Here is a 20,671-nt window from a genome sequence, read left to right on the forward strand (position 1 = left end):
GGAACGGACGCTTCCTTTGTACTCACCCGAGCATCTTCTCGGGCTTTCCTCCGGGCGCTTCCCTTCGGCCTTGCGTTTCCGACTCTATCAGATCGTTTTCCGGTCCGATTTCCTCGGTGCCTTCCAGGTTTCCACTTTCGCGTTTCCCTTTCCGGCGGCTCCAACTTTATCAGAAGTTCTGAGTCGGAATTTCCGCCCGGCTCGGGTGGCTCCTGACGCTCGGTGGCACCGGGTTCCCCCCTGGGCGGAGCCGTAAACGTACTGGAGCGGGGCGCCCCGATGCAAATCGAGGAGCCCCGCTCCGGAACGGGCGCTGACGAAGGGTCAGACCTCAACCACCACAGGCAGGATCATCGGCCTGCGGCGATACGTGTCCGAGACCCACTTGCCGAGAGTGCGTCGGATGAGTTGCTGCAGCTGGTGGGGTTCGACGACGCCGTCCTGCGCGGAACGCTCCAGGACTTCGGTGATCCTCGGGATGACGTCGCTGAAGGCGGAGTCCTCGATGCCGGAGCCGCGGGCCTGGATGTGCGGGCCAGCGGTGATCTTGCCGGTGGAGGCGTCCATGACCATGAAGACCGAGATGATGCCCTCGTCGCCGAGGATCTTCCGGTCCTTCAGGGCAGGCTCGCCTACGTCGCCCACGGAGAGGCCGTCGACGTACACGTAACCGGCCTGGACCTTGCCGGAGATCTTGGCCTTGCCCTCGATGAGGTCGACGACCACGCCGTCCTCGGCGATGACGATGCGGTCGTGCGGGACTCCCGTCATGGCACCGAGCTCGGCGTTGGCGCGCAGGTGCCGCCATTCGCCATGGACCGGCATCAGGTTCTTCGGGCGGCAGATGTTGTAGAAGTACAGCAGTTCGCCGGCCGAGGCGTGTCCGGAGACGTGGACCTTGGCGTTGCCCTTGTGGACGACGTTGGCGCCCCAGCGGGTCAGACCGTTGATGACGCGGTAGACGGCGTTCTCGTTGCCGGGGATCAGCGACGAGGCCAGGATCACCGTGTCGCCCTGGACGATGCGAATTTGGTGGTCGCGGTTGGCCATGCGGGACAGGGCCGCCATCGGTTCGCCCTGGGAGCCCGTGCAGACCAGGACCACCTCGTGGTCCGGGAGGTCGTCGAGCGTCCTGACGTCGACCACCAGGCCCGGCGGGACCTTCAGGTAACCCAGGTCTCTCGCGATGCCCATGTTGCGGACCATCGAGCGGCCCACGAAGGCGACCCGGCGGCCGTACTCGTGGGCGGCGTCGAGGATCTGCTGGATGCGGTGGATGTGGCTGGCGAAGCTGGCCACGATGATGCGCTTGCGGGCGCTGGCGAAGACCTGGCGCAGGACGTTGGAGATGTCGCGCTCGGGCGGAACGAACCCCGGGACCTCGGCATTCGTGGAGTCGGAGAGGAGGAGGTCGATCCCTTCCTCGCTCAACCGTGCGAACGCGTGTAGATCCGTCAGGCGGTTGTCCAGCGGGAGCTGGTCCATCTTGAAGTCGCCCGTGTGGACGACCATGCCCGCAGGGGTGCGGATGGCCACGGCCAGGGCGTCGGGGATGGAGTGGTTGACCGCGACGAATTCGCAGTTGAAGGGGCCGATGCGCTCGCGGTTCCCCTCCACCACCTCCAGGGTGTAGGGGCGGATGCGGTGCTCCTGGAGCTTGGCCTCGATGAAGGCGAGGGTCAGCTTGGAGCCGATCAGCGGGATGTCCGGCTTCTCGCGGAGCAGATATGGGACGGCGCCGATGTGGTCCTCGTGGCCGTGGGTGAGGACGATGCCCTCGATGTCGTCGAGGCGGTCCCGGATGGACGAGAAGTCCGGCAGGATCAGGTCGATTCCGGGCTGCTCCTCCTCGGGGAAGAGCACTCCGCAGTCGACGATCAGTAGACGGCCGCCGTACTCGAAGACGGTCATGTTGCGGCCGATCTCGCCGAGACCGCCGAGCGGGGTGACGCGCAGGCCGCCTTCGGGAAGGGGCGGCGGTGGGCCGAGTTCAGGATGCGGATGACTCAAAAGACTCTCCTCACCACGCGCGCCACGTACCTCTGTGGCACGTGGCGCGCGTGACGTTCGTGCAAAAGCAGTTGTGGATGGGAATGCAGGCACCTTGGTCCTGCCTATTCAGTTGTGAAGTCAGGTGTGCCGCGCTGTGCGAAGTCCGGTGTTAGAGCTGTACCCCGCCGGCGGCAAGATCGATCTTGAGCTGGGCGGTCTCCTCGGGCGAAAGCTCGACCATGGGGGCGCGCAGCGGTCCGGCGGGCAGGCCCTGGAGGGCGAGCGCCGCCTTGGTGGTCATCACGCCCTGGGTGCGGAACATGCCGGTGAAGACCGGGAGCAGCTTCTGGTGGATCTCGGTGGCCTTCTGGACGTCACCGGAGACGTATGCCTCGACGAGGGCGTGCAGCTCGGGGGTGACGACGTGGCCGACGACCGAGACGAAGCCGACCGCGCCCACGGAGAGCAGCGGCAGGTTCAGCATGTCGTCGCCGGAGTACCAGGCGAGGCCGGAGCGGGCGATGGCCCAGCTGGCGCGGCCGAGGTCGCCCTTGGCGTCCTTGTTGGCGACGATGCGGGGGTGCTCGGCGAGGCGGACGATCGTCTCGGTGTCGATGGGGACGCCGCTGCGGCCGGGAATGTCGTAGAGCATGACCGGCAGTTCGGCCGCGTCGGCGACGGCCTTGAAGTGACGGTACAGGCCCTCCTGCGGGGGCTTGTTGTAGTACGGCGTGACGACGAGGAGGCCGTGGGCGCCGGTCTTCTCGGCGTCGCGGGCCAGCTCGATGCTGTGGTGGGTGTCGTTCGTGCCGACGCCGGCGATGATGTGGGCGCGGTCGCCGACGGCTTCGAGGACGGCTCGTACCAGGTCCGATTTCTCCGCGTCACTGGTGGTGGGGGACTCGCCCGTGGTGCCGTTGATGACGAGGCCGTCGTTGCCTGCGTCCACCAGATGGGTGGCGAGCCGCTGCGCGCCGTCGAGGTCGAGTGCGCCGTCCGCCGTGAAGGGCGTGACCATGGCGGTGAGGACCCGCCCGAAGGGGGTCTGCGGAGTCGAGGTCGGAGCCATGGGTAACACGCTACTCGTTGCTCAGGGCGCGGTCTGCCCGCGGGAGGCGGGAAAAGTCAGGACAAATGCGGAACCCGGCACTGCCTGCTCGGGGGTTCAAGCAGTGCCGGGTCCGTTTGATCAGGCTAGATGAACTTCACGAAATGCCGCAATACGGACACTTCACCCGGCTGACCCGTACATCTGTACCTGGCCGAAAGTCAGCGGCTCCTTACGGGGCAACCCGGCCGTTCGCGTTGAACGCGGCGTACGTGAGCGGCATGAGCTTCGCCCACTCCGCCTCCATCCTCTCGCCGACCATCTCGATCTCCCGCTGCGGGAAGGACGGCACCTTGGCGAGCTCGTGCTGGGTGCGCAGACCGAGGAAGTGCATCAGCGAGCGAGCGTTGCAGGTGGCGTACATCGACGAGAACAGCCCGACCGGGAGGACCGCGCGGGCTACCTCGCGGGCCACACCGGCGGCGAGCATCTCCTGATACGCCTCATACGCGTGGACGTACGAGTCCTCCATGACCCGGCCGACCAGCTCCTGCTGCGCCTGGGTGCCCTCGACGAAGACGTACTTGCCGGGGCGGCCCTCCTGGACGAGCTTGCGGGACTCGTCGGGGACGTAGAAGTGGGGCTGGAGTTCCCGATAGCGACCCGACTCCTCGTTGTACGAATTGTGTACGACAATCCCGTTGGCGAGGAAGTTGTGCCAGGGCCCCTCCACGGAGAGGTCGTACGTCATCTCCTCGCCGTCCTGCTCGATGGCGACGATCCGGTCCGGCACGGCTTTGGCGATCTTGCCGCCGCGCTGGTCCAGGGCCTGCTCTCCGGCGCTCTTGATCGCATGGCAGGGCTCACACGCGGGTGCGAGGTTCTTCTCGTCGAGGGCCTGGGTCAGGTCACCAGCGACCGGAACCACGTGGTCCAGGGCGAGTTCCGCACGGGGGAAGTCCTGGCCACAGAGGTGGCAGGTGTCGATCTCCTTGATCAGCCGCTCTCGCTGCATGGAGGTCCACACGCCGATGCCCCGACGGAGGCTCGGCGGGACAAGCGCCTGCGACGGGCGCGGGGCGGTGTCCGCCACCATCACCGAGTCCCCCACGGCCAGTTCCCCGGCCTTGCACCAGCCCTCGGGCGTGAACACCGCGTGATCGACGGTGCAGCGGAGCGTTTTCCCGGACTCTGTGGTGATCTTGATGAGCGACTTGACGCCGGACTGAATGACGTCGACGATCCTGGCCCGCTGGGCGAGCAGTGTCTCCTCGTCATAGCAGCGCACATGGTTGCGGCGGACTGATTCGAGTTTGCGGAGACGGGTGCTGGGGTGCAGCTCCCGGAACTCGGTCACGGCGGACTCGGCTGCCTCGCGGCTCTCGTAGAGGCCGAGGTAGTGGTTCTGCTCGCCGCGCCGGACCTGGGCCATCCACTTTCCGGCCCGGCTGTGCCAGGTCACGCCACCCGCGGAATGAGGGAGCCGGTCCTCGACGCCGAGGTGCCAGAGCTTGTACAGCTCCGCGATGGTGCGTCGACGGAGATTGCCGGCCTCGCTCTCCAGGGTGATCTCGGTGTCACCGGCGATGCACCAGCCCACCCGGTGCCGCATGAACTCGCGGAAGACGAAGATCGGGGCGCTGATGAAGAAGGTCATCGAGTTGTGCTCGAAGGGGCTGCCGTGCCGGTCGCGCATGAGGTAGTTGATGAGGCCCTTGGAGCGCTCGGGGTCCTTCTTGAGCTCGTCCAGGGACTGCTCGCCGGCGGTGGAGACGCGGGCGGCCCACAGGACGTCGGAGTCCGACGCGCTGTGCTTCACCAACTCGACGGTGACATCACTGCGGAAGCTGGGCTTGAGATCGTCGGCGGGGGTGTCGGTCACGGCTCGGAGGGTCCTTCCCATTGCTGCTCTCGGGCGGCGCCCACTCTACGACCCGGCACCGACAAGGTGTCCGGATGGACCGGGTTGCACCCTCTTGTGCCCCCGTTGGCCCCCCGAAGGTGGTGAGTGGGCACCCGGGTCGGTAGCCTCACCCGGCGAAACCTGTGCGTGAGTGAGGATCAGTCGTGCCCCTGCCCTTCCTGACCGCCGACCGCGCCTTCGACCAGGCGGTGGACGAGCCGTTGCCGTTCGAGGACCGTGACCGCTGGCGGCGTCCCTACCGGCCCGGGCCGTGGCGGGTGGGCGCTGCGGCGCTTCTGCTGCTGCTCGCCTCGTACGTGCTGGCGGCGGCGGTCATCATCGCGGTGGCGGGCACCCTGAATGCGGGCGCGGCCTGCTTCGGAGGGGCGCTGTTGGTCATCGCCTGCGCGCTGCGGCTGCTGCGGGTCGGTGTCTGGGTGAGCGCGCGGGGCGTACGCCAGGTGGGCTTCTTCAGGACGCGTACGGCGGCCTGGGAGCCGACCGTGTCGGTGCGTACCGTGCAGCAGCCGGTGCGGTGGCTCGGGCTGCCGCGCTCCGTGCAGGGGCAGGCGCTGCTCCTCGTCCGCAGGGACCGTGCGCAGGAGTATGTGACGCCGCTGATGACCACGCACAACGCCGACTTCCTGGCCCGTACGGAGGCCTTCGACCGGGCGGCCGACACGGTCGAGGCGTGGGCGGCGGAGTACGGGCGGGGCTGAGCCGGGCGACGACACGATGGGGCCGGTCCGCACGCGCGGGCCGGCCCCATCGTCGTACGGGCTGAGGGCGCTCGTACGGCTCAGGCCTGGACGGGCCTTCCCTCGTGGAGGGCGATGGCTCGCTGCATCGCCTTGCGGGCCCGGGGGGTGTCGCGGGCGTCGTGGTAGGCAATGGCGAGGCGGAACCAGGTGCGCCAGTCGTCGGGGGCGTCCTCGGTTTCCGCCTTGCGCCGCGCGAAGACCTCGTCGGCCGAGTCGCGGTCGATGCGGCCGCTGGGGGTGCGCTTCAACTCGTCGACGGGGAGGCCGCCTTCGGCGTCGAGTTCGGCGGCGAGCTGGTTGGCCTTGCGGACGAACTGGGTGTTCTTCCACAGGAACCAGACGCCGATCACCGGGAGCACGAGGACGGCGGCACCGAAGGCGATCGTGATCGGCGTACCGGTCTCTATGAGCATGACCCCGCGGCTACCGACCAGGACGAAGTAGACGACCAGGACGGCTGCCGTGATGGCGTACGTGATCTTCGCGCGCATGCTGGTCAGCCCAGGTCGAGGAAGTGTTCGAGGCCGAAGGTGAGGCCCGGGGTCGTCACCACGCGACGGGCGCCGAGGAGGATGCCCGGCATGAAGCTGCTGTGGTGCAGGGAGTCATGGCGGACGGTCAGGGTCTCGCCCTCGCCGCCGAGCAGGACCTCCTGGTGGGCGAGGAGACCGCGCAGGCGTACGGCGTGGACCGGGACGCCGTCGACGTCCGCACCCCGGGCGCCCTCTAGGGCGGTCACGGTCGCGTCCGGTGCCGGGGCGGTGCCGGCCGCTCGGCGGGCCTCGGCGATGAGCTGGGCGGTGCGGGTGGCGGTGCCGCTGGGGGCGTCGACCTTGTTCGGGTGGTGCAGTTCGACGACCTCGACGGACTCGAAGTAGGGCGCGGCGATCTGCGCGAACTTCATGGTGAGGACGGCCCCGATGGAAAAGTTGGGCGCGATGAGCACGCCGGTCTCCGGGGACCCGGCCAGCCAGCCCTTCAGCTGGGCGAGGCGCTCGTCGGTCCAGCCCGTCGTGCCGACGACCGCGTGGATGCCGTGACGTACGCAGAAGTCGAGGTTACCCATGACCGAGGCGGGGGTGGTCAGTTCGACGGCGACCTGGGCGCCCTTCTCGGCGAGCGTCTCCAGTTTGTCGCCCCGGCTCAGGGCGGCGACGAGTTCCATGTCTTCGGCGGCCTCGACGGCCCGTACCGCCTCGGAGCCGATACGGCCCTGGGCGCCGAGGACCGCCACGCGCAGCTTGCTCATTGCTTGGTTCCTTAACTGGGGTGTTAGGCGACGGCTTCGTGCAGACGGGACGCCTGTTTGTCCTTGAGCGGGCCGATCACCGACAGGGAGGGACGCTGTCCCAGGATGTCGCGGGCCACGGCACGGACCTCGTCCGGGGTCACCATGGCTATCCGGGTCAGCATCTCGTCGACGGACATCTGCTCACCCCAGCACAGCTCACTCTTGCCGATGCGGTTCATGAGCGCACCGGTGTCCTCCAGGCCGAGGACCGTGGAGCCGCGGAGCTGGCCCACGGCGCGCTCGATCTCGTCGTCGGGCAGTCCGTGCTCGGCGACCTGGTCGAGCTCGTCGCGGCAGATCTTCAGCACGTCGTGCACCTGGGACGGGCGGCAGCCGGCGTAGACGCCGAAGAGGCCGCAGTCGGCGAAGCCGGAGGTGTACGAGTACACGCTGTACGCGAGGCCCCGCTTCTCGCGGACCTCCTGGAAGAGACGGGAGGACATGCCGCCGCCGAGCGCGGTGTTGAGCACGCCGAGGGCCCAGCGGCGCTCGTCGGTGCGGGAGAGACCGGGCAGGCCGAGGACGACGTGCGCCTGCTCGGTCTTGCGGCCGATGAGCTCGACGCGGCCGGCCGGACGGAGGCTGCGGCGGCCTTCACGCGGGGCGATCGGGGTGGCGTCGGTACGGGTCATTGCACCCGCCTTCTCGAAGGCCGCGCGGACCAGTCGTACGACCCTGTTGTGGTCGATGTTGCCGGCGCAGGCGACCACGAGGTGGGTCGGGTCGTAGTGCTTCTTGTAGAAGCGGCGGATGCGGTCGGCGGTGAGGGCGTTGACCGTGTCGACCGTGCCGAGGACAGGGCGGCCGAGGGGGGTGTCGCCGAACATCGTGTGCGCGAACAGGTCGTGCACACAGTCGCCTGGGTCGTCCTCGGTCATCGCGATCTCTTCGAGGATGGCGCCGCGTTCGACGTCGACGTCCTCTTCGCGGATGACTGAGCCGGTGAGCATGTCGCAGACGACGTCGATGGCGAGCGGGAGGTCGCTGTCGAGCACGCGTGCGTAGTAGCAGGTGTATTCCTTCGCCGTGAACGCGTTCATCTCGCCGCCGACCGCGTCGATCGCGGAGGAGATGTCGAGGGCGCTACGGCGGGAGGTGCCCTTGAAGAGCAGGTGCTCCAGGTAGTGCGTGGCGCCGTTCAGGGCGGGCGTCTCGTCGCGGGAGCCGACGTGGGCCCAGATGCCGAAGGTGGCGGAGCGCACGGACGGGAGGGTCTCGGTGACGATGCGCAGGCCGCCCGGGAGGGTGGTCTTGCGGACCGTACCGATGCCGTTCATGCCCTTGATCAGGGTTTGGGTACGGGCGACGGCCCGCGCCTCCGTGGAGGTGCGGGCCGTCGCCTTGGAGCTACGGGACGTCACTTGTCGCCGTCGTCCTTCTGGTCGTCCGAGGAACCTTCCTCGCCCTCGATCACGGGGATCAGGGAGAGCTTGCCGCGGGAGTCGATCTCGGCGATCTCGACCTGGACCTTCTGGCCCACGCCGACGACGTCCTCGACGTTCTCCACGCGCTTGCCGCCGGCGAGCTTGCGGATCTGCGAGATGTGCAGCAGACCGTCCTTGCCCGGGAGTAGCGACACGAACGCGCCGAAGGTCGTCGTCTTCACGACGGTGCCCAGGTAGCGCTCGCCGACCTCCGGCATGGTCGGATTGGCGATGCCGTTGATCGTCGCGCGGGCGGCCTCGGCGGCCGGGCCGTCGGCGGCACCGATGTAGATGGTGCCGTCGTCCTCGATCGTGATCTCGGCGCCGGTGTCCTCCTGGATCTGGTTGATCATCTTGCCCTTGGGGCCGATGACCTCGCCGATCTTGTCCACGGGGATCTTGACGGTGATGATCCGCGGGGCGTTCGGGGACATCTCGTCCGGGGTGTCGATCGCTTCCATCATCACGTCGAGGATGTGGAGGCGTGCGTCACGGGCCTGCTTGAGGGCGGCGGCCAGGACGGAGGCCGGGATGCCGTCCAGCTTGGTGTCGAGCTGAAGGGCGGTCACGAACTCCTTGGTGCCGGCGACCTTGAAGTCCATGTCACCGAAGGCGTCCTCCGCACCGAGGATGTCGGTGAGGGCGACGTAGTGCGTCTCGCCGTTGATCTCCTGGGAGATCAGGCCCATGGCGATACCGGCGACGGGGGCCTTCAGCGGCACACCGGCGTTCAGCAGCGACATGGTGGAGGCGCAGACCGAGCCCATGGACGTCGAGCCGTTGGAGCCGAGGGCCTCGGACACCTGACGGATCGCGTAGGGGAACTCCTCGCGCGTCGGCAGGACCGGCACGATGGCGCGCTCGGCGAGAGCGCCATGGCCGATCTCGCGGCGCTTCGGGGAGCCGACGCGGCCGGTCTCGCCGACGGAGTACGGCGGGAAGTTGTAGTTGTGCATGTAGCGCTTGCGCGTCACCGGCGACAGGGTGTCGAGCTGCTGCTCCATGCGGAGCATGTTGAGGGTGGTGACGCCCAGGATCTGGGTCTCGCCACGCTCGAACAGCGCGGAGCCGTGCACGCGCGGGATGGCCTCGACCTCGGCGGCGAGCGTACGGATGTCCGTGACGCCGCGGCCGTCGATGCGCTTCTTCTCCTTGATGACGCGCTCACGGACCAGGCTCTTGGTCAGCGAGCGGTACGCGGCGGAGATCTCCTTCTCGCGGCCCTCGAACTGGGGGATCAGCTTCTCGGCGGCGAGCGCCTTGACGCGGTCCAGCTCGGTCTCGCGCTCCTGCTTGCCCGCGATGGTGAGGGCCTGGGAGAGCTCGTCCTTGACGGCGGCGGTGAGCGCCTCCAGGACGTCGTCCTGGTAGTCGAGGAAGACCGGGAACTCACCGGTCGGCTTGGCGGCCTTCGAGGCGAGGTCGGCCTGGGCCTTGCAGAGCACCTTGATGAAGGGCTTCGCGGCGTCCAGACCAGCGGCGACGACCTCCTCGGTCGGCGCCTCGGCGCCGCCCTGGACCAGCTGGATCGTCTTCTCGGTGGCCTCGGCCTCGACCATCATGATCGCGACGTCGCCGTCCTCCAGGACGCGGCCGGCGACGACCATGTCGAAGACGGCGGCCTCCAGCTCGGAGTGGGTCGGGAAGGCCACCCACTGGCCGTTGATCAGCGCGACGCGGACGCCGCCGATCGGGCCGGAGAAGGGCAGACCGGCCAGCTGCGTGGACGCGGACGCGGCGTTGATCGCGACGACGTCGTACAGGTGGTCGGGGTTGAGCGCCATGATCGTGGCGACGACCTGGATCTCGTTGCGCAGGCCCTTCTTGAAGGACGGGCGCAGCGGGCGGTCGATGAGGCGGCAGGTGAGGATGGCGTCCTCGGAGGGACGGCCCTCACGGCGGAAGAAGCTGCCGGGGATCTTGCCGGCGGCGTACATCCGCTCCTCGACGTCCACCGTCAGGGGGAAGAAGTCGAGCTGGTCCTTGGGGTTCTTGGAGGCGGTGGTGGCCGACAGCACCATGGTGTCGTCGTCCAGGTAGGCCACGGCGGAGCCGGCGGCCTGGCGGGCCAGGCGGCCCGTCTCGAAGCGGATGGTGCGGGTGCCGAAGGAGCCGTTGTCAATGACGGCCTCGGCGTAGTGGGTCTCGTTCTCCACTAGCGTTTTCTCCGTTACGTATCGTCTTTTGTCCCTGGGCCTGCCCGTGTGGCAGGGGGACGGTGGCGGAGAAGCGCGCCGTCTGGTGCGGGCCGGTCTTCGATCGAAGCCCTCGGGGTTCGCAATCCCCCGGGGGCCACTACCGAGGACCGGCGGCGGCGAGGTGCGCTTCTCCTCGTTCGGTGCGTGCGGTCACCCGGGTACGGGGCCCCCACGCTGTGTCGTACATATCGCGTCGTACATATTGCGTTCTGCTACCACACTACAAAGGGGTGGTGACACTCCGCACGTTTCCGCACATACGGCGGCTTCCGCGGGACGGTTTCCGCATGTACGGCGGCTTCCGTGCGTACGGCAAAAGGGAGCGGCCCCCGATCGTTTCGGGAACCGCTCCCTTCACGGCGTCTTACTTGGCGCCCGCCGCACCACGGCGGATGCCGAGGCGGTCGACCAGCGTACGGAAGCGCTGGATGTCCTTCTTGGCGAGGTACTGCAGCAGGCGGCGACGCTGACCGACCAGGATCAGCAGACCACGACGGGAGTGGTGGTCGTGCTTGTGGGTCTTGAGGTGCTCGGTCAGGTCCGAGATCCGGCGGGAGAGCATCGCGACCTGGACCTCGGGGGAGCCGGTGTCGCCCTCCTTGGTACCGAACTCGCTGATGATCTGCTTCTTCGTAGCGGCGTCGAGCGACACGCGATACTCCTCATGAGTCTCTTCGATGCCACCGAGTGCCCCTGGTCTTCGTCTCAGGGGGGCTTCTGTGACTCGGGTGGCGGGGGCCGTTGGGGGCTGCCTCCGGGACCTTGGTGGGTCGGGGGTGCGTACACGAACGGCCGTCACACAGGGTACCAGCCTGCGAGGTCGGGGCTGCGCGGGGTCCGGGGCTCAGCCGCTGCTCTCGTACACCACGCCCGTCCCTCAGCCGGTGAGGGAGCGCACGGTGGTGAGGACTCCCAGCACCGCCAGGCACAGCGGAATCAGGGTGAGCAGTACGAAGCCCTCGGCGATGTCGAGGAGGCGGCCCCAGAAGGGAGAGAGGCCCTTCTGGGGGACGATCAGGCCGATCGCGGTGATCAGCGCGGCTCCGGCCGCGATGGCCGCGGTCAGCCAGATGGTGCGGAAGTCGAGGGCGCCCCGGTCGTTGTGGAGGACGAACTCGGTGAGGGCCTCGGCCGGGGGGTTCAGAGCGAGCCCCACGAGCAGAAGGGCGATGGCCATGAGGCCGGCCACCAGGGCGCAGGCGACCTGGGAGGTGTAGCGGAAGAGACGGGCGCGGATGAGCATGGCCAGGCCCGTGGCGAGAGCCAGGAGCTTGGCCCAGACGTTGTCGGAGAAGCCGAGGACGGCCGTCGAGGCGACGGCGACGGCGGCGGTGCCGCCGACGAGACCGAGCAGCATCTCGTGGCCGCGTCGGGCCTGGGCGGCGATGCGCTCGGCATCGAGGGGGTCGGTGTCCGGGCCCTGACCGGGGTCCAGGTCGAAGTCCTCGTGCGTGGAGGAGCGCGGCGAGGCGTAGCCGATGGGCAGGCGCGCGAAGCGGGCCGACAGGCCAGGCAGGAAGGCGACGAGGCCGATGGCGACCGGGGCGCACACCGCGGCGGCGTCGGTCGCGGAGGCGTCGGTGACGATCGCCAAGAAGGTGGCGAGGGTGCCCACCGCCGCGAGGAAGGTGGAGGCCACGAAGGGCGCGTCCCCGCTGGGGGTGAGCGCGACGAGGGCGACCGAGGCGACCAGGACGGCCACGCAGCCCAGCATGAACTGGAGTTTGCCGGGCCCCTGGCCGTCCACGGGGCCGACGATGCCGGAGCCCGCGAGGAGGAGCAGGGGCAGCGCGGCGAGTCCGAGGGCGACGGTCGCGGCGCGGTCGGCGTACACACGCGCGCGTACGGCCGCGTAAGCGGTCAGGATGACGCCGAGGCCGCCCTCGATGATGCCGGGCAGGCCCTGCATGTCGTGGCGGACCGGGTCGGCGTACCAGAGCACGAAGCCGACCAGGAGCAGGAGCAGGGCGCCGCCGATCAGTCCGGAGACGCGGAGCAGGTCGTCGCTCCACAGGTGCCGGTCGCGGACGACCGCGGAGGCGACGGCGTCGGAGACGTCGTCGTGGACGGCGGGCGGCAGCGATTCCGCGAAGGGCCGCAGGCTGAGCACCTCGCCGTCGAGCACGCGTTCGTCGGCGAGCGTGCGGGCGCCCTCCAGGACGGTGCCGTCGCGACGTACGAGGTGGTAGCCCGTCGGCGTACCGACCGGCTGGGTCTGCCCCGTGAGGCGCAGGACCTCGGGGTAGATGTCGGCGATGGCGATGTCCACCGGAAGGGCCACGTCGATGCGGCTGTCGGGTGCCACGACAGTGACTCGGCAGAAGCCGGTCGCCGCGGTCGTACTCACCTTCACTGACCCCCTGTTCGCGGATGCGTACGCTGCGGGCGTCACCCTACCGGTAGGGGCTGTCAGCGGTGACAAGTAGGATCCCCCCGCAAGCGGAGGGCGGCCGTCACCACGGGGGTGCCGGTAGGAAACTGCTCGTCCGTGTAGGGGGATTGATGCTCCGGTGAGCCAGATCGTCATCAAGCGCCCACCGCGTTCCCTGCCGCCCGAAGTGCCTTCCAGCGAGCTGCATTTGGAGGCTCCGCCGGAGCTGCCGCGGGGGCAGCAGGAGGGCATGCTGATGCAGATCCTGCCGACGCTCGGCATGGGCTCGTCGGTGGTGTTCTACTTCGCGTCCCCGAACGCCCATCCGTTCATGCGGATCATGGGTGTGGTGATGCTCGTGTCGACGGCCGCGATGGTGATCGCGCAGATCGTCCGACACCGCCGTGGTACGCAGGGGCAAATGGCCGATGTGCGTCGGGACTACCTCAAATATCTCGCGCAGACCCGGCGTACGGTCCGCAGGACGGGCCTGAAACAGCGTGACGCCCAGCTGTATCTGCATCCGTCCCCCGAGCAGTTGTGGTCCGTGGTCGCCGAGGGCAGCCGGGTGTGGGAACGGCGCGTCGGGGACCCGGACTTCGGGCAGGTACGCATCGGTCTGGGCCCGCAGCAGTTGTCCTCTCCCCTGGTGGCCCCCGAGACCGCACCCGTGGACGAGCTCGAACCCCTGTGCGCCGGCGCCATGCAGCGCTTCCTCGCGGTGCACGGCCAGTTGGACGGGCTGCCGGTCGCGGTGTCGATGCGCGCCTTCTATCACGTGACGGTGTCCGGTGAGCAGGAGAGTGCGCAGGCCGCCGCGCGCGCCCTGGTGGGCCAGCTCACCACCTTGCACTCCCCCGACGACCTGCTGCTGGCCGTGGTCGCCGCCCCGAGCGCGGTGGGCCGCTGGGACTGGACGAAGTGGCTGCCGCACAGCCAGCTGCCCGGCCAGCACGACGGCTCGGGTACCCGACGGCTCTTCGGCGACGACCTCGGGGAGCTCGAGCAGTTGCTGTCGGCGCGCCTCGAAGGGCGCCCGCGGTTCAGCCGGGACGGCCAGCCGCTGCTGGACCAGCCGCACATCGTGATGGTCCTCGACGGCGGCATCGTGCCCCCGACCTCCGCTTTCGCGGCCGCCGAGGGTTTGCAGGGCGTGACGATCATCGAGGTGGTGTCGGGCGAGCTCGACCAGCCCCGGGGCAGCCTCTCCATCGTCGTACGACCGGACCGGCTGTGGCTGGACTCCGGTGGATCGGTCGCTTACGAGGGCACGCCCGACGGGCTGTCCCTGCCCGCCGCCGAGGCGCTCGCCCGGCAGCTCGCGCCGCTGCGCATGGGCAGCGGGGACGACGACGAACCGCTGCTCGCCAACCTGGACTTCACGGATCTGCTGGGTCTGGGCGATGCCGCCTCCGTGGACGTCAGCCGTACGTGGCGGCCCCGGTCGACGCCCGAGCGCCTGAGGGTGCCGATCGGTGTCGGTGAGGACGGGCAGCCCGTGATGCTGGACCTGAAGGAGGCCGCACAGGACGGTATGGGCCCGCACGGTCTGTGTGTGGGGGCAACCGGTTCCGGTAAGTCGGAGCTGCTGCGCACGCTGGTCCTCGGTCTCGCGGTCACGCACTCCTCCGAGACGCTGAACTTCGTCCTCGCGGACTTCAAGGGTGGCGCCACCTTCGCCGGCATGTCCCAGATGCCGCACGTCGCCGCCGTCATCACCAACCTCTCCGACGACCTGACCCTCGTCGACCGTATGGGCGACGCGATCCGCGGCGAACTCCAGCGCCGCCAGGAGTTGCTGCGCTCGGCGGGCAACTACGCCAACATCCACGACTACGAGAAGGCGCGGGCCGCCGGTGCCCCGCTGGAGCCGCTGGCCTCGCTCGTCCTGGTGATCGACGAGTTCAGCGAACTCCTCACGGCGAAGCCGGACTTCATCGACATGTTCATCCAGATCGGCCGTATCGGCCGCTCGTTGGGTGTGCATCTGCTGCTCGCCTCGCAGCGCCTGGAGGAGGGCCGGCTGCGCGGCCTGGACACCTATCTGTCCTACCGGATCGGTCTGCGCACGTTCTCGGCCGCCGAGTCGCGCGCCGCGCTCGGGGTCCCGGACGCGTATCACCTGCCGTCCGTGCCCGGCTCCGGCTATCTGAAGTTCGGTACGGATGAGATGACCCGTTTCAAGGCGGCGTACGTCTCGGGCACGTACCGCGCGGGCGGCCCCGAGGTCTCCCGGGACCGGCTGCCGATCGAGCGCAGGCCCGCGCTGTTCACGGCGACGCCGGTGCCGGTGGTCTACGCGGCGCCGGACCCGGCGCAGGTGCAGGTTCCCTCGCGGCAGGAGGACGACGCACTGGCCGACACCGTCCTCGACGTCATCGTGCGGCGGCTGGAAGGGCAGGGGGTGCCCGCCCACCAGGTGTGGCTGCCGCCACTGGACCGGGCGCCGACGCTGGATCAGTTGCTGCCGCCGCTCGCCTTGACGGCCGAACGGGGCCTGCAGGCCGCCGAGTACACACGGCTGGGCGGGCTGACGGTCCCCCTCGGTCTGATCGACAAGCCGTTCGAGCAGAAGCGCGAAGTGCTGTACCGGGACTTCTCCGGCGCGGCAGGCCACATGATGGTGGTCGGCGGCCCGCAGTCCGGCAAGTCCACCCTCCTGCGCACACTGGTCGCGTCCTTCGCGCTGACCCACACTCCCCATGAGGTGCAGTTCTACTGCCTGGACTTCGGTGGCGGCGGTCTGTCGTCCCTGTCGGACCTGCCGCAGGTGGGCGGGGTCGCGTCCAGGCTGGACCCTGAGCGGGTCCGTCGTACGGTCGCCGAGGTGGCGGGCATCCTCAACCGCCGCGAGCAGTTCTTCCGCGCCAACGGCATCGACTCCATCGGCACGTACCGCAGGCGCCGCGCGGCGGGCGATCTACCGGGCGAGGCCTGGGGTGATGTGTTCCTGCTGATCGACGGCTGGGGCAGCTTCAAGGGCGACTACGAGGGCCTCGAAGGCATCGTCAACGACATCGCGGGACGGGGCCTCGGATACGGCATCCACATCGTGCTCTCCGCGTCCCGTTACATGGAGGTGCGCTCCGCTCTCAAGGACCAGATCCTCGGCCGGCTGGAGCTGCGTCTCGGCGACGTCATGGACTCCGAGTTCGACCGCAAGGTCGCGGCGAACGTACCGCCCGGTGTCCCCGGTCGCGGTCAGGTCCCGGAGAAGCTGCACTTCATGACGGCGATGCCACGGATCGACTCCTCGCCGGACGCGGACGATCTGTCGGATGCCACGGCGCAGCTGGTGCAGGCGGTCAAGGGCAACTGGCAGGGCCCCGCGGCCCCGACCGTCCGCCTCCTGCCCCGCAGGCTGCCGGCCGACCAGCTGCCCAAGGGCTTCGAGTTCCCGCAGCACGGCATCGCCATCGGCATCGACGAGGCAAACCTCGAACCGGTCTTCATCGACTTCGACACGGACCCCTTCTTCCTCGTCTTCGGCGAGAGCGAGTCGGGCAAGACGAACCTGCTGCGCCTGATCGCGAAGCAGATCGCCGAGCGCTACACACCCGCGGAGGCCCGGATCGTCGTCGGCGACTACCGCAGGACGATGCTGGAGACCGTCTCCGAAGAACATTTGCTGGAATACGCGCCGATGTCGTCCGCGATGGAGGTCCACATGGACGCCATCCGACAGTTCATGGAGATGCGCGCCCCCAAGCCCGACATCACCCCGCAGCAGCTGCGCGACCGCAGCTGGTGGAACGGCCCGCAGCTGTTCATCATCGTCGACGACTACGAGTTGGTCGCCACGAACTCCGGGAACCCGCTGTCGGTCCTTGTCGAACACCTGCCCTTCGCCCGTGACGTGGGCGTCAAGTTCATCATCGCCCGCAACGCGGCGGGGGCCTCGCGCTCCATGTACGAGTCGTTCATGCAGCGGGTGAAGGAGCTCGGCGCACAGGGGGTCGTCCTGTCCGGCGACCCCATGGAGGGCGACATCCTCGGCAACGTCCGGGCGCGGCCCATGCCACCGGGGCGGGGCACGTTCGTGTCACGGAAGCGGGGAGCCCCTCTTATCCAGGTGGGCTTGCTTCCGCAACGCCATTAGAGTGATGAAGAGTGACCAACATCGTTGAATGAAGCCTTGGTTGACTTGGGCGCACAGGGAGAACGGGGAGGCGGCCGACGTGAGTTCGGGCGGGGGCGGCAACGGCGCGGGGGGCACGCCGGACACCGGCAGGTCCTTCGACAGTCTGTACGGCGTCAATCCCCAAATGGCGCTGGACATCCAGCACGACGCCATGAAGAACTTCAAGAAGCGCGTCGACGACCTCCTCATCGAACTCGGCAAGTCCGAGGCCGCCCCCGACCAAGTGGGCCAGGACCGCCTGTCCCGCGCCCAACTGGGATCGGCCGACTTCAAGGAAGCACAGTTCCTCTACGAGTCGTACGCCATCGTCCACGACGAGTTGGAGAACCTCTCGAAGGCGCTCAGCGCCCAGATCGAGGGGGTGGGACTGGCTGTGCACGCGTCCCGGGTGGGCTTCGAGAACCTCGACGAGGACATCAAGGCGCGGATGCGGGAGGTCAACGCGGAGGTCGACAAGTACTACGACGTGGACCGGGATCCGTACGCGCGGCGCCAGGGCGAGCAGCAACAGGGCGAGCCGGTCGCGGAGGTCGCCGACAGTGAGAAGGCCCTGTAATGAGCGAGCAGCCCAAGCGGAAGCAACCTACGCCCCAGCACACCGACTTCGAGTCGATGACCCACGCCCAGCTGGTGGCCATGCTCAACTCGGCGAACTCCGAGAGCGCCTACGACCTCGCCGCAAAGCTCTCCAAGGCCGCCTCGACGATCACCAAGATCGGCGATGACCTCATGACGTACGTCAAGGGCCTGGAATGGCAGGGCGAGGCCGGCGACACCTTCCGTGAGTGGGGCGGGCAGACGGCCAGCGCCACGCTCCACCTCGGGGAGTACGCCGAGGTGGCGTCGCGGTGGATGGGCGTCGTGTCCCAGGCAATCGCGGAGGCGAAGGCGGTCATGCCGGACACCTCCGAAACCACGGCCGCGCAGGCGGACCTCCGGACCGCGGAGAAGTCCCTCGCGGCAGCCAAGGAGCCGGGCGCGCGCAACGACCCCGACGCCCGAAAGCTGGCCCAGACCGCCCAGTCCGACGCGACGGCGGCACCGGGCCGCATCGACGCGGCCCGGTACGAGGCGGCACAACAGATGCGGAAGCTGGCACAGACGTATCAGCAGTCGGCTGCGCAGGTTAATTCTGTGGAGCCGCCCACGTTCTCGCCGCCGGCGAAGAACATGGATGCGGGCGAGTGGGTCGGCGGTGGCAATCAATATGAATCGATCACTGTTCTCTCCAGTGGAAGTGGCAACGGAACAGGTTCGTCCACCGCTTCCGGCCTCAACGGCCGCGAACGCGAATCCACTTCGCAGTCGACCCCAACGCTGCCCGGCAAGGAACGAACTTCTCGCTCCGAGCCGGTCGCCATGGGGCTTGATGGCCTGAACACCCTCCCGAAATCTCCAGGGCCAGACCTCACCCAACCCCCGATTGTTCCCGGCGGCTCAGAGCGTCCTGACACACGTCTTCCGTCGCAACCGGTCGGGATCCCGCCCTTCAACGGTAACAGGAGCGGCACTGGTCCTACTGCCCCCGGCCGCGTTCCGTCCGCCACTCGGGCACCGTTCCTGCCCGGTCAGGGCATGGCCAACGGCAGTGCTCGCATGCCACGCGAGACCGGAATCGTCGGAGGTCGCCCTGTGCCCCCCACCTCAGGCCGTCCGGCTGGGTCCCTTCCGAGGGGGACCGTCATCGGCGAAGGCACGCAGGGACGTACGGCGATGGGGCGTGGCCTCACCCCTGGCATGCCTCTCGGAGGCAATTCCGGTGCCGGGCACAGCAATGGTGCACCTGCCGGCCGACGTCTGGCATCGGAGACCGGCGGGATGATCGGCAGCCGTCCGAACCAGCCTGGCAATGGCGGATCCGGGCCCTTCACCCCAGGAGGAACGGGTCTCACTCGACATGCCAGCGGCGCCTCGCCCGCGCAGGGCTCCACACAGCGCCGCGATGGCACACCTGCGCACGCAGCCAATTCGCCATCAGTGCGACGCGATCCCCGTCCAAGCGATCGACCCGACTACCTGACCGAGGACGAGGAGACCTGGCAGCGCGCCAATCGTCGCCCGCTGCCACCAGTTGTGGACTGACTCCTTGTTCGGTTGCGACCCTGGAAGGCACATGCGAACCAGCAGTAAGCAAACATTGCGACCCACGTCGGCAGTCGCGGGTGCCCTCGGCCTGCTGCTGGTGGGCATCACCGCAACTCCTGCGCATGCTGACTCGATTCGCTCCCGACAATGGCACCTCGATGCCATGCGTGCTGAGGAGATGTGGAAAACCAGTACCGGGCGGGGAATAACTGTCGCCGTCATCGACTCCGGAGTCGATGACGGCTTGGCCGATCTTAAAGGCCAGGTTCTTGACGGTAAGGACTACTCGAACCAGTCCGGCGACGAACACACAGACCTTGAAGGACATGGCACCGGCGTCGCCGCGCTCATCGCGGCCACGGGGGCACGGGGAGGGCTCAACGGCTCCTACGGCCTCGCCCCAGGGGTGAAGATCCTCCCCATCCGCATGAGGTACGCGACCGAAGACTATGGAAAGGTGGATGCAGGAGCCGAGTACTCCAGAAAGATGACGGAGGCGATCCGATTCGCGGCGGACTCCAAGGCTCGGATCATCAACATTTCTATGGCCCGTGCCGACGGTACAGGGATGCAGAACGTCGGAACCCCGGAACTCGCCGCTGCCGTGAAGTACGCCCTTGGCAAAGGGAAACTGATCTTCGCTGGTGTCGGCAACCGCGGAGACAAAGACAACCAGCCTATGTACCCCGCAGCCACACCTGGTGTCATCGGTGTGGGATCGATCAATGAGGAACTTGACCGCAGCTCTTTCTCCCAATGGGGATCACAGGTGGACATCGCCGCCCCCGGAGAAAAGATGGTCCATGCGTGCCTAGGCGGAACTCAAGTCTGCAACTCCGACGGAACCAGCGACGCCACCGCGATCGCTTCCGCATCCGCCGCCCTCATCTGGTCGAAGCACCCAACCTGGACGAACAACCAGGTCCTGCGCGTCCTGATCAACACGATGAAGGGCAACGAGAAGAAGTGGACCTGGAACAACGCCATTGGTTACGGCATGGTCCGTCCGCGTATCGCGCTCCAAAGCCCTGGTGCCCCTGGGCCAGCCGACGAGTATCCGCTCCCTGACCTGGCTGCGGCAGCGTCCCCTTCGCCGTCTCCCGAACCGTCGAAATCCAGCAGCTCCTCCAGCAAAGACAAGAAGGACGACGAGCCCACCGCAGCAGCGCCCCCAGTAGACGACACCAACCCGGCTCTATGGATCGGCCTTGGCGTCGGAGCTGCGGCGCTTCTCGGTACAGCGGTCGCCGTGCCCGTAATTCGCGTGCGACGCCGACATCCCTCTCCTCTCACCGTTTCCCCGTTTCCCATGTACGCACCACAGCACCACTACCCGCCCGACAGCCCAGACCAGAGTCATGCCATCGACTCACAGCCGGAAGCCCCGCCGAGCGCAGGACGGCATTACTGAGCATGCCGGGCAACGGTGGCCTGATAGCCAGCGAGTACTACGAGGG

13 protein-coding genes and 3 pseudogenes are annotated in these 20,671 nt (G+C 68.3%); 5 read left to right on the forward strand and 11 right to left on the reverse strand.

Going from position 1 to position 20,671, the window contains the following annotated elements; all coding sequences use genetic code 11:
- Positions 1–324 precede the first annotated feature (324 nt).
- From F3T56_RS14520 to F3T56_RS47775, 5 genes and pseudogenes are all read right to left on the reverse strand, one after another.
- A complete protein-coding gene (locus F3T56_RS14520; RefSeq protein ID WP_149825607.1) occupies positions 325–2,010 on the reverse strand; it encodes a ribonuclease J in 1,686 nt (561 codons plus the stop codon).
- Positions 2,011–2,161: 151 nt separating this feature from the next.
- Positions 2,162–3,061, reverse strand: coding sequence for a 4-hydroxy-tetrahydrodipicolinate synthase (gene dapA, locus F3T56_RS14525; RefSeq protein ID WP_149825608.1), 900 nt, complete (start codon positions 3,059–3,061; stop codon positions 2,162–2,164).
- A gap of 211 nt (positions 3,062–3,272) precedes the next feature.
- A pseudogene (gene thyX / locus F3T56_RS47765) lies at positions 3,273–3,722 on the reverse strand (FAD-dependent thymidylate synthase); the annotation flags it as partial.
- A gap of 3 nt (positions 3,723–3,725) precedes the next feature.
- Positions 3,726–4,652, reverse strand: a pseudogene (locus F3T56_RS47770) (HNH endonuclease); the annotation flags it as partial.
- Positions 4,632–4,922 (reverse strand): annotated as a pseudogene (locus F3T56_RS47775) (FAD-dependent thymidylate synthase); the annotation flags it as partial. The pseudogenes F3T56_RS47770 and F3T56_RS47775, both read right to left, overlap by 21 nt.
- Before the next feature lie 185 nt (positions 4,923–5,107).
- Between F3T56_RS47775 and F3T56_RS14535 the strand changes: the two are divergent.
- The gene (locus F3T56_RS14535; RefSeq protein WP_149825610.1) at positions 5,108–5,662 is read left to right on the forward strand and encodes a hypothetical protein; all 555 of its coding nucleotides are present in this window, start codon (positions 5,108–5,110) and stop codon (positions 5,660–5,662) included.
- 80 nt (positions 5,663–5,742) lie between these two features.
- Here the strand turns inward: F3T56_RS14535 and F3T56_RS14540 are convergent, their stop codons facing one another.
- The 6 genes from F3T56_RS14540 to eccD all read right to left on the reverse strand — a co-directional run bounded on the left by F3T56_RS14540 (position 5,743) and on the right by eccD (position 12,964).
- Positions 5,743–6,195, reverse strand: coding sequence for a tetratricopeptide repeat protein (locus F3T56_RS14540; protein ID WP_149825611.1), 453 nt, complete (start codon positions 6,193–6,195; stop codon positions 5,743–5,745).
- Between the two features lie 5 nt (positions 6,196–6,200).
- Positions 6,201–6,953: a 4-hydroxy-tetrahydrodipicolinate reductase gene (dapB, locus tag F3T56_RS14545; protein ID WP_149825612.1), complete on the reverse strand. Its 753-nt coding sequence runs from the start codon at positions 6,951–6,953 to the stop codon at positions 6,201–6,203.
- A 23-nt stretch (positions 6,954–6,976) separates the two neighbouring features.
- Positions 6,977–8,356, reverse strand: a complete 1,380-nt coding sequence (locus F3T56_RS14550) for a M16 family metallopeptidase (RefSeq protein ID WP_149825613.1) — start codon at positions 8,354–8,356, stop codon at positions 6,977–6,979.
- Entirely contained in the window at positions 8,353–10,575 is a 2,223-nt protein-coding gene (locus F3T56_RS14555; protein ID WP_149825614.1) for a polyribonucleotide nucleotidyltransferase, read from the reverse strand. Before F3T56_RS14555 ends, F3T56_RS14550 begins: the two co-directional genes overlap by 4 nt.
- Positions 10,576–10,981: 406 nt before the next feature.
- Entirely contained in the window at positions 10,982–11,269 is a 288-nt protein-coding gene (gene rpsO, locus F3T56_RS14560; RefSeq protein ID WP_033529274.1) for a 30S ribosomal protein S15, read from the reverse strand.
- A 225-nt stretch (positions 11,270–11,494) separates the two neighbouring features.
- Positions 11,495–12,964, reverse strand: a complete 1,470-nt coding sequence (gene eccD / locus F3T56_RS14565) for a type VII secretion integral membrane protein EccD (RefSeq protein WP_172638945.1) — start codon at positions 12,962–12,964, stop codon at positions 11,495–11,497.
- A 163-nt stretch (positions 12,965–13,127) separates the two neighbouring features.
- On the opposite strand from eccD, the gene eccCa reads away from it, so the two are divergent.
- From eccCa to mycP, 4 genes are all read left to right on the forward strand, one after another.
- Positions 13,128–17,087: a type VII secretion protein EccCa gene (gene eccCa, locus F3T56_RS14570; protein WP_149825616.1), complete on the forward strand. Its 3,960-nt coding sequence runs from the start codon at positions 13,128–13,130 to the stop codon at positions 17,085–17,087.
- 79 nt (positions 17,088–17,166) lie between these two features.
- Positions 17,167–17,685 carry a hypothetical protein gene (locus F3T56_RS14575; protein ID WP_149825617.1) on the forward strand — a complete coding sequence of 173 codons (519 nt, stop codon included), beginning with the start codon at positions 17,167–17,169 and terminating at the stop codon, positions 17,683–17,685.
- On the forward strand, positions 17,685–19,211 hold the full coding sequence (locus F3T56_RS14580; RefSeq protein ID WP_149825618.1) for a hypothetical protein: 1,527 nt from the start codon (positions 17,685–17,687) through the stop codon (positions 19,209–19,211). The genes F3T56_RS14575 and F3T56_RS14580 overlap by 1 nt, the downstream gene beginning before the upstream one ends.
- 31 nt (positions 19,212–19,242) lie before the next feature.
- Complete coding sequence (gene mycP, locus F3T56_RS14585; protein ID WP_149825619.1) at positions 19,243–20,625, forward strand: type VII secretion-associated serine protease mycosin; 1,383 nt, start codon at positions 19,243–19,245, stop codon at positions 20,623–20,625.
- Positions 20,626–20,671: the final 46 nt, after the last annotated feature.

It is taken from the genome of Streptomyces tailanensis, assembly GCF_008386495.1.
GTDB classification, from domain to species: Bacteria; Actinomycetota; Actinomycetes; order Streptomycetales; family Streptomycetaceae; genus Streptomyces; species Streptomyces tailanensis.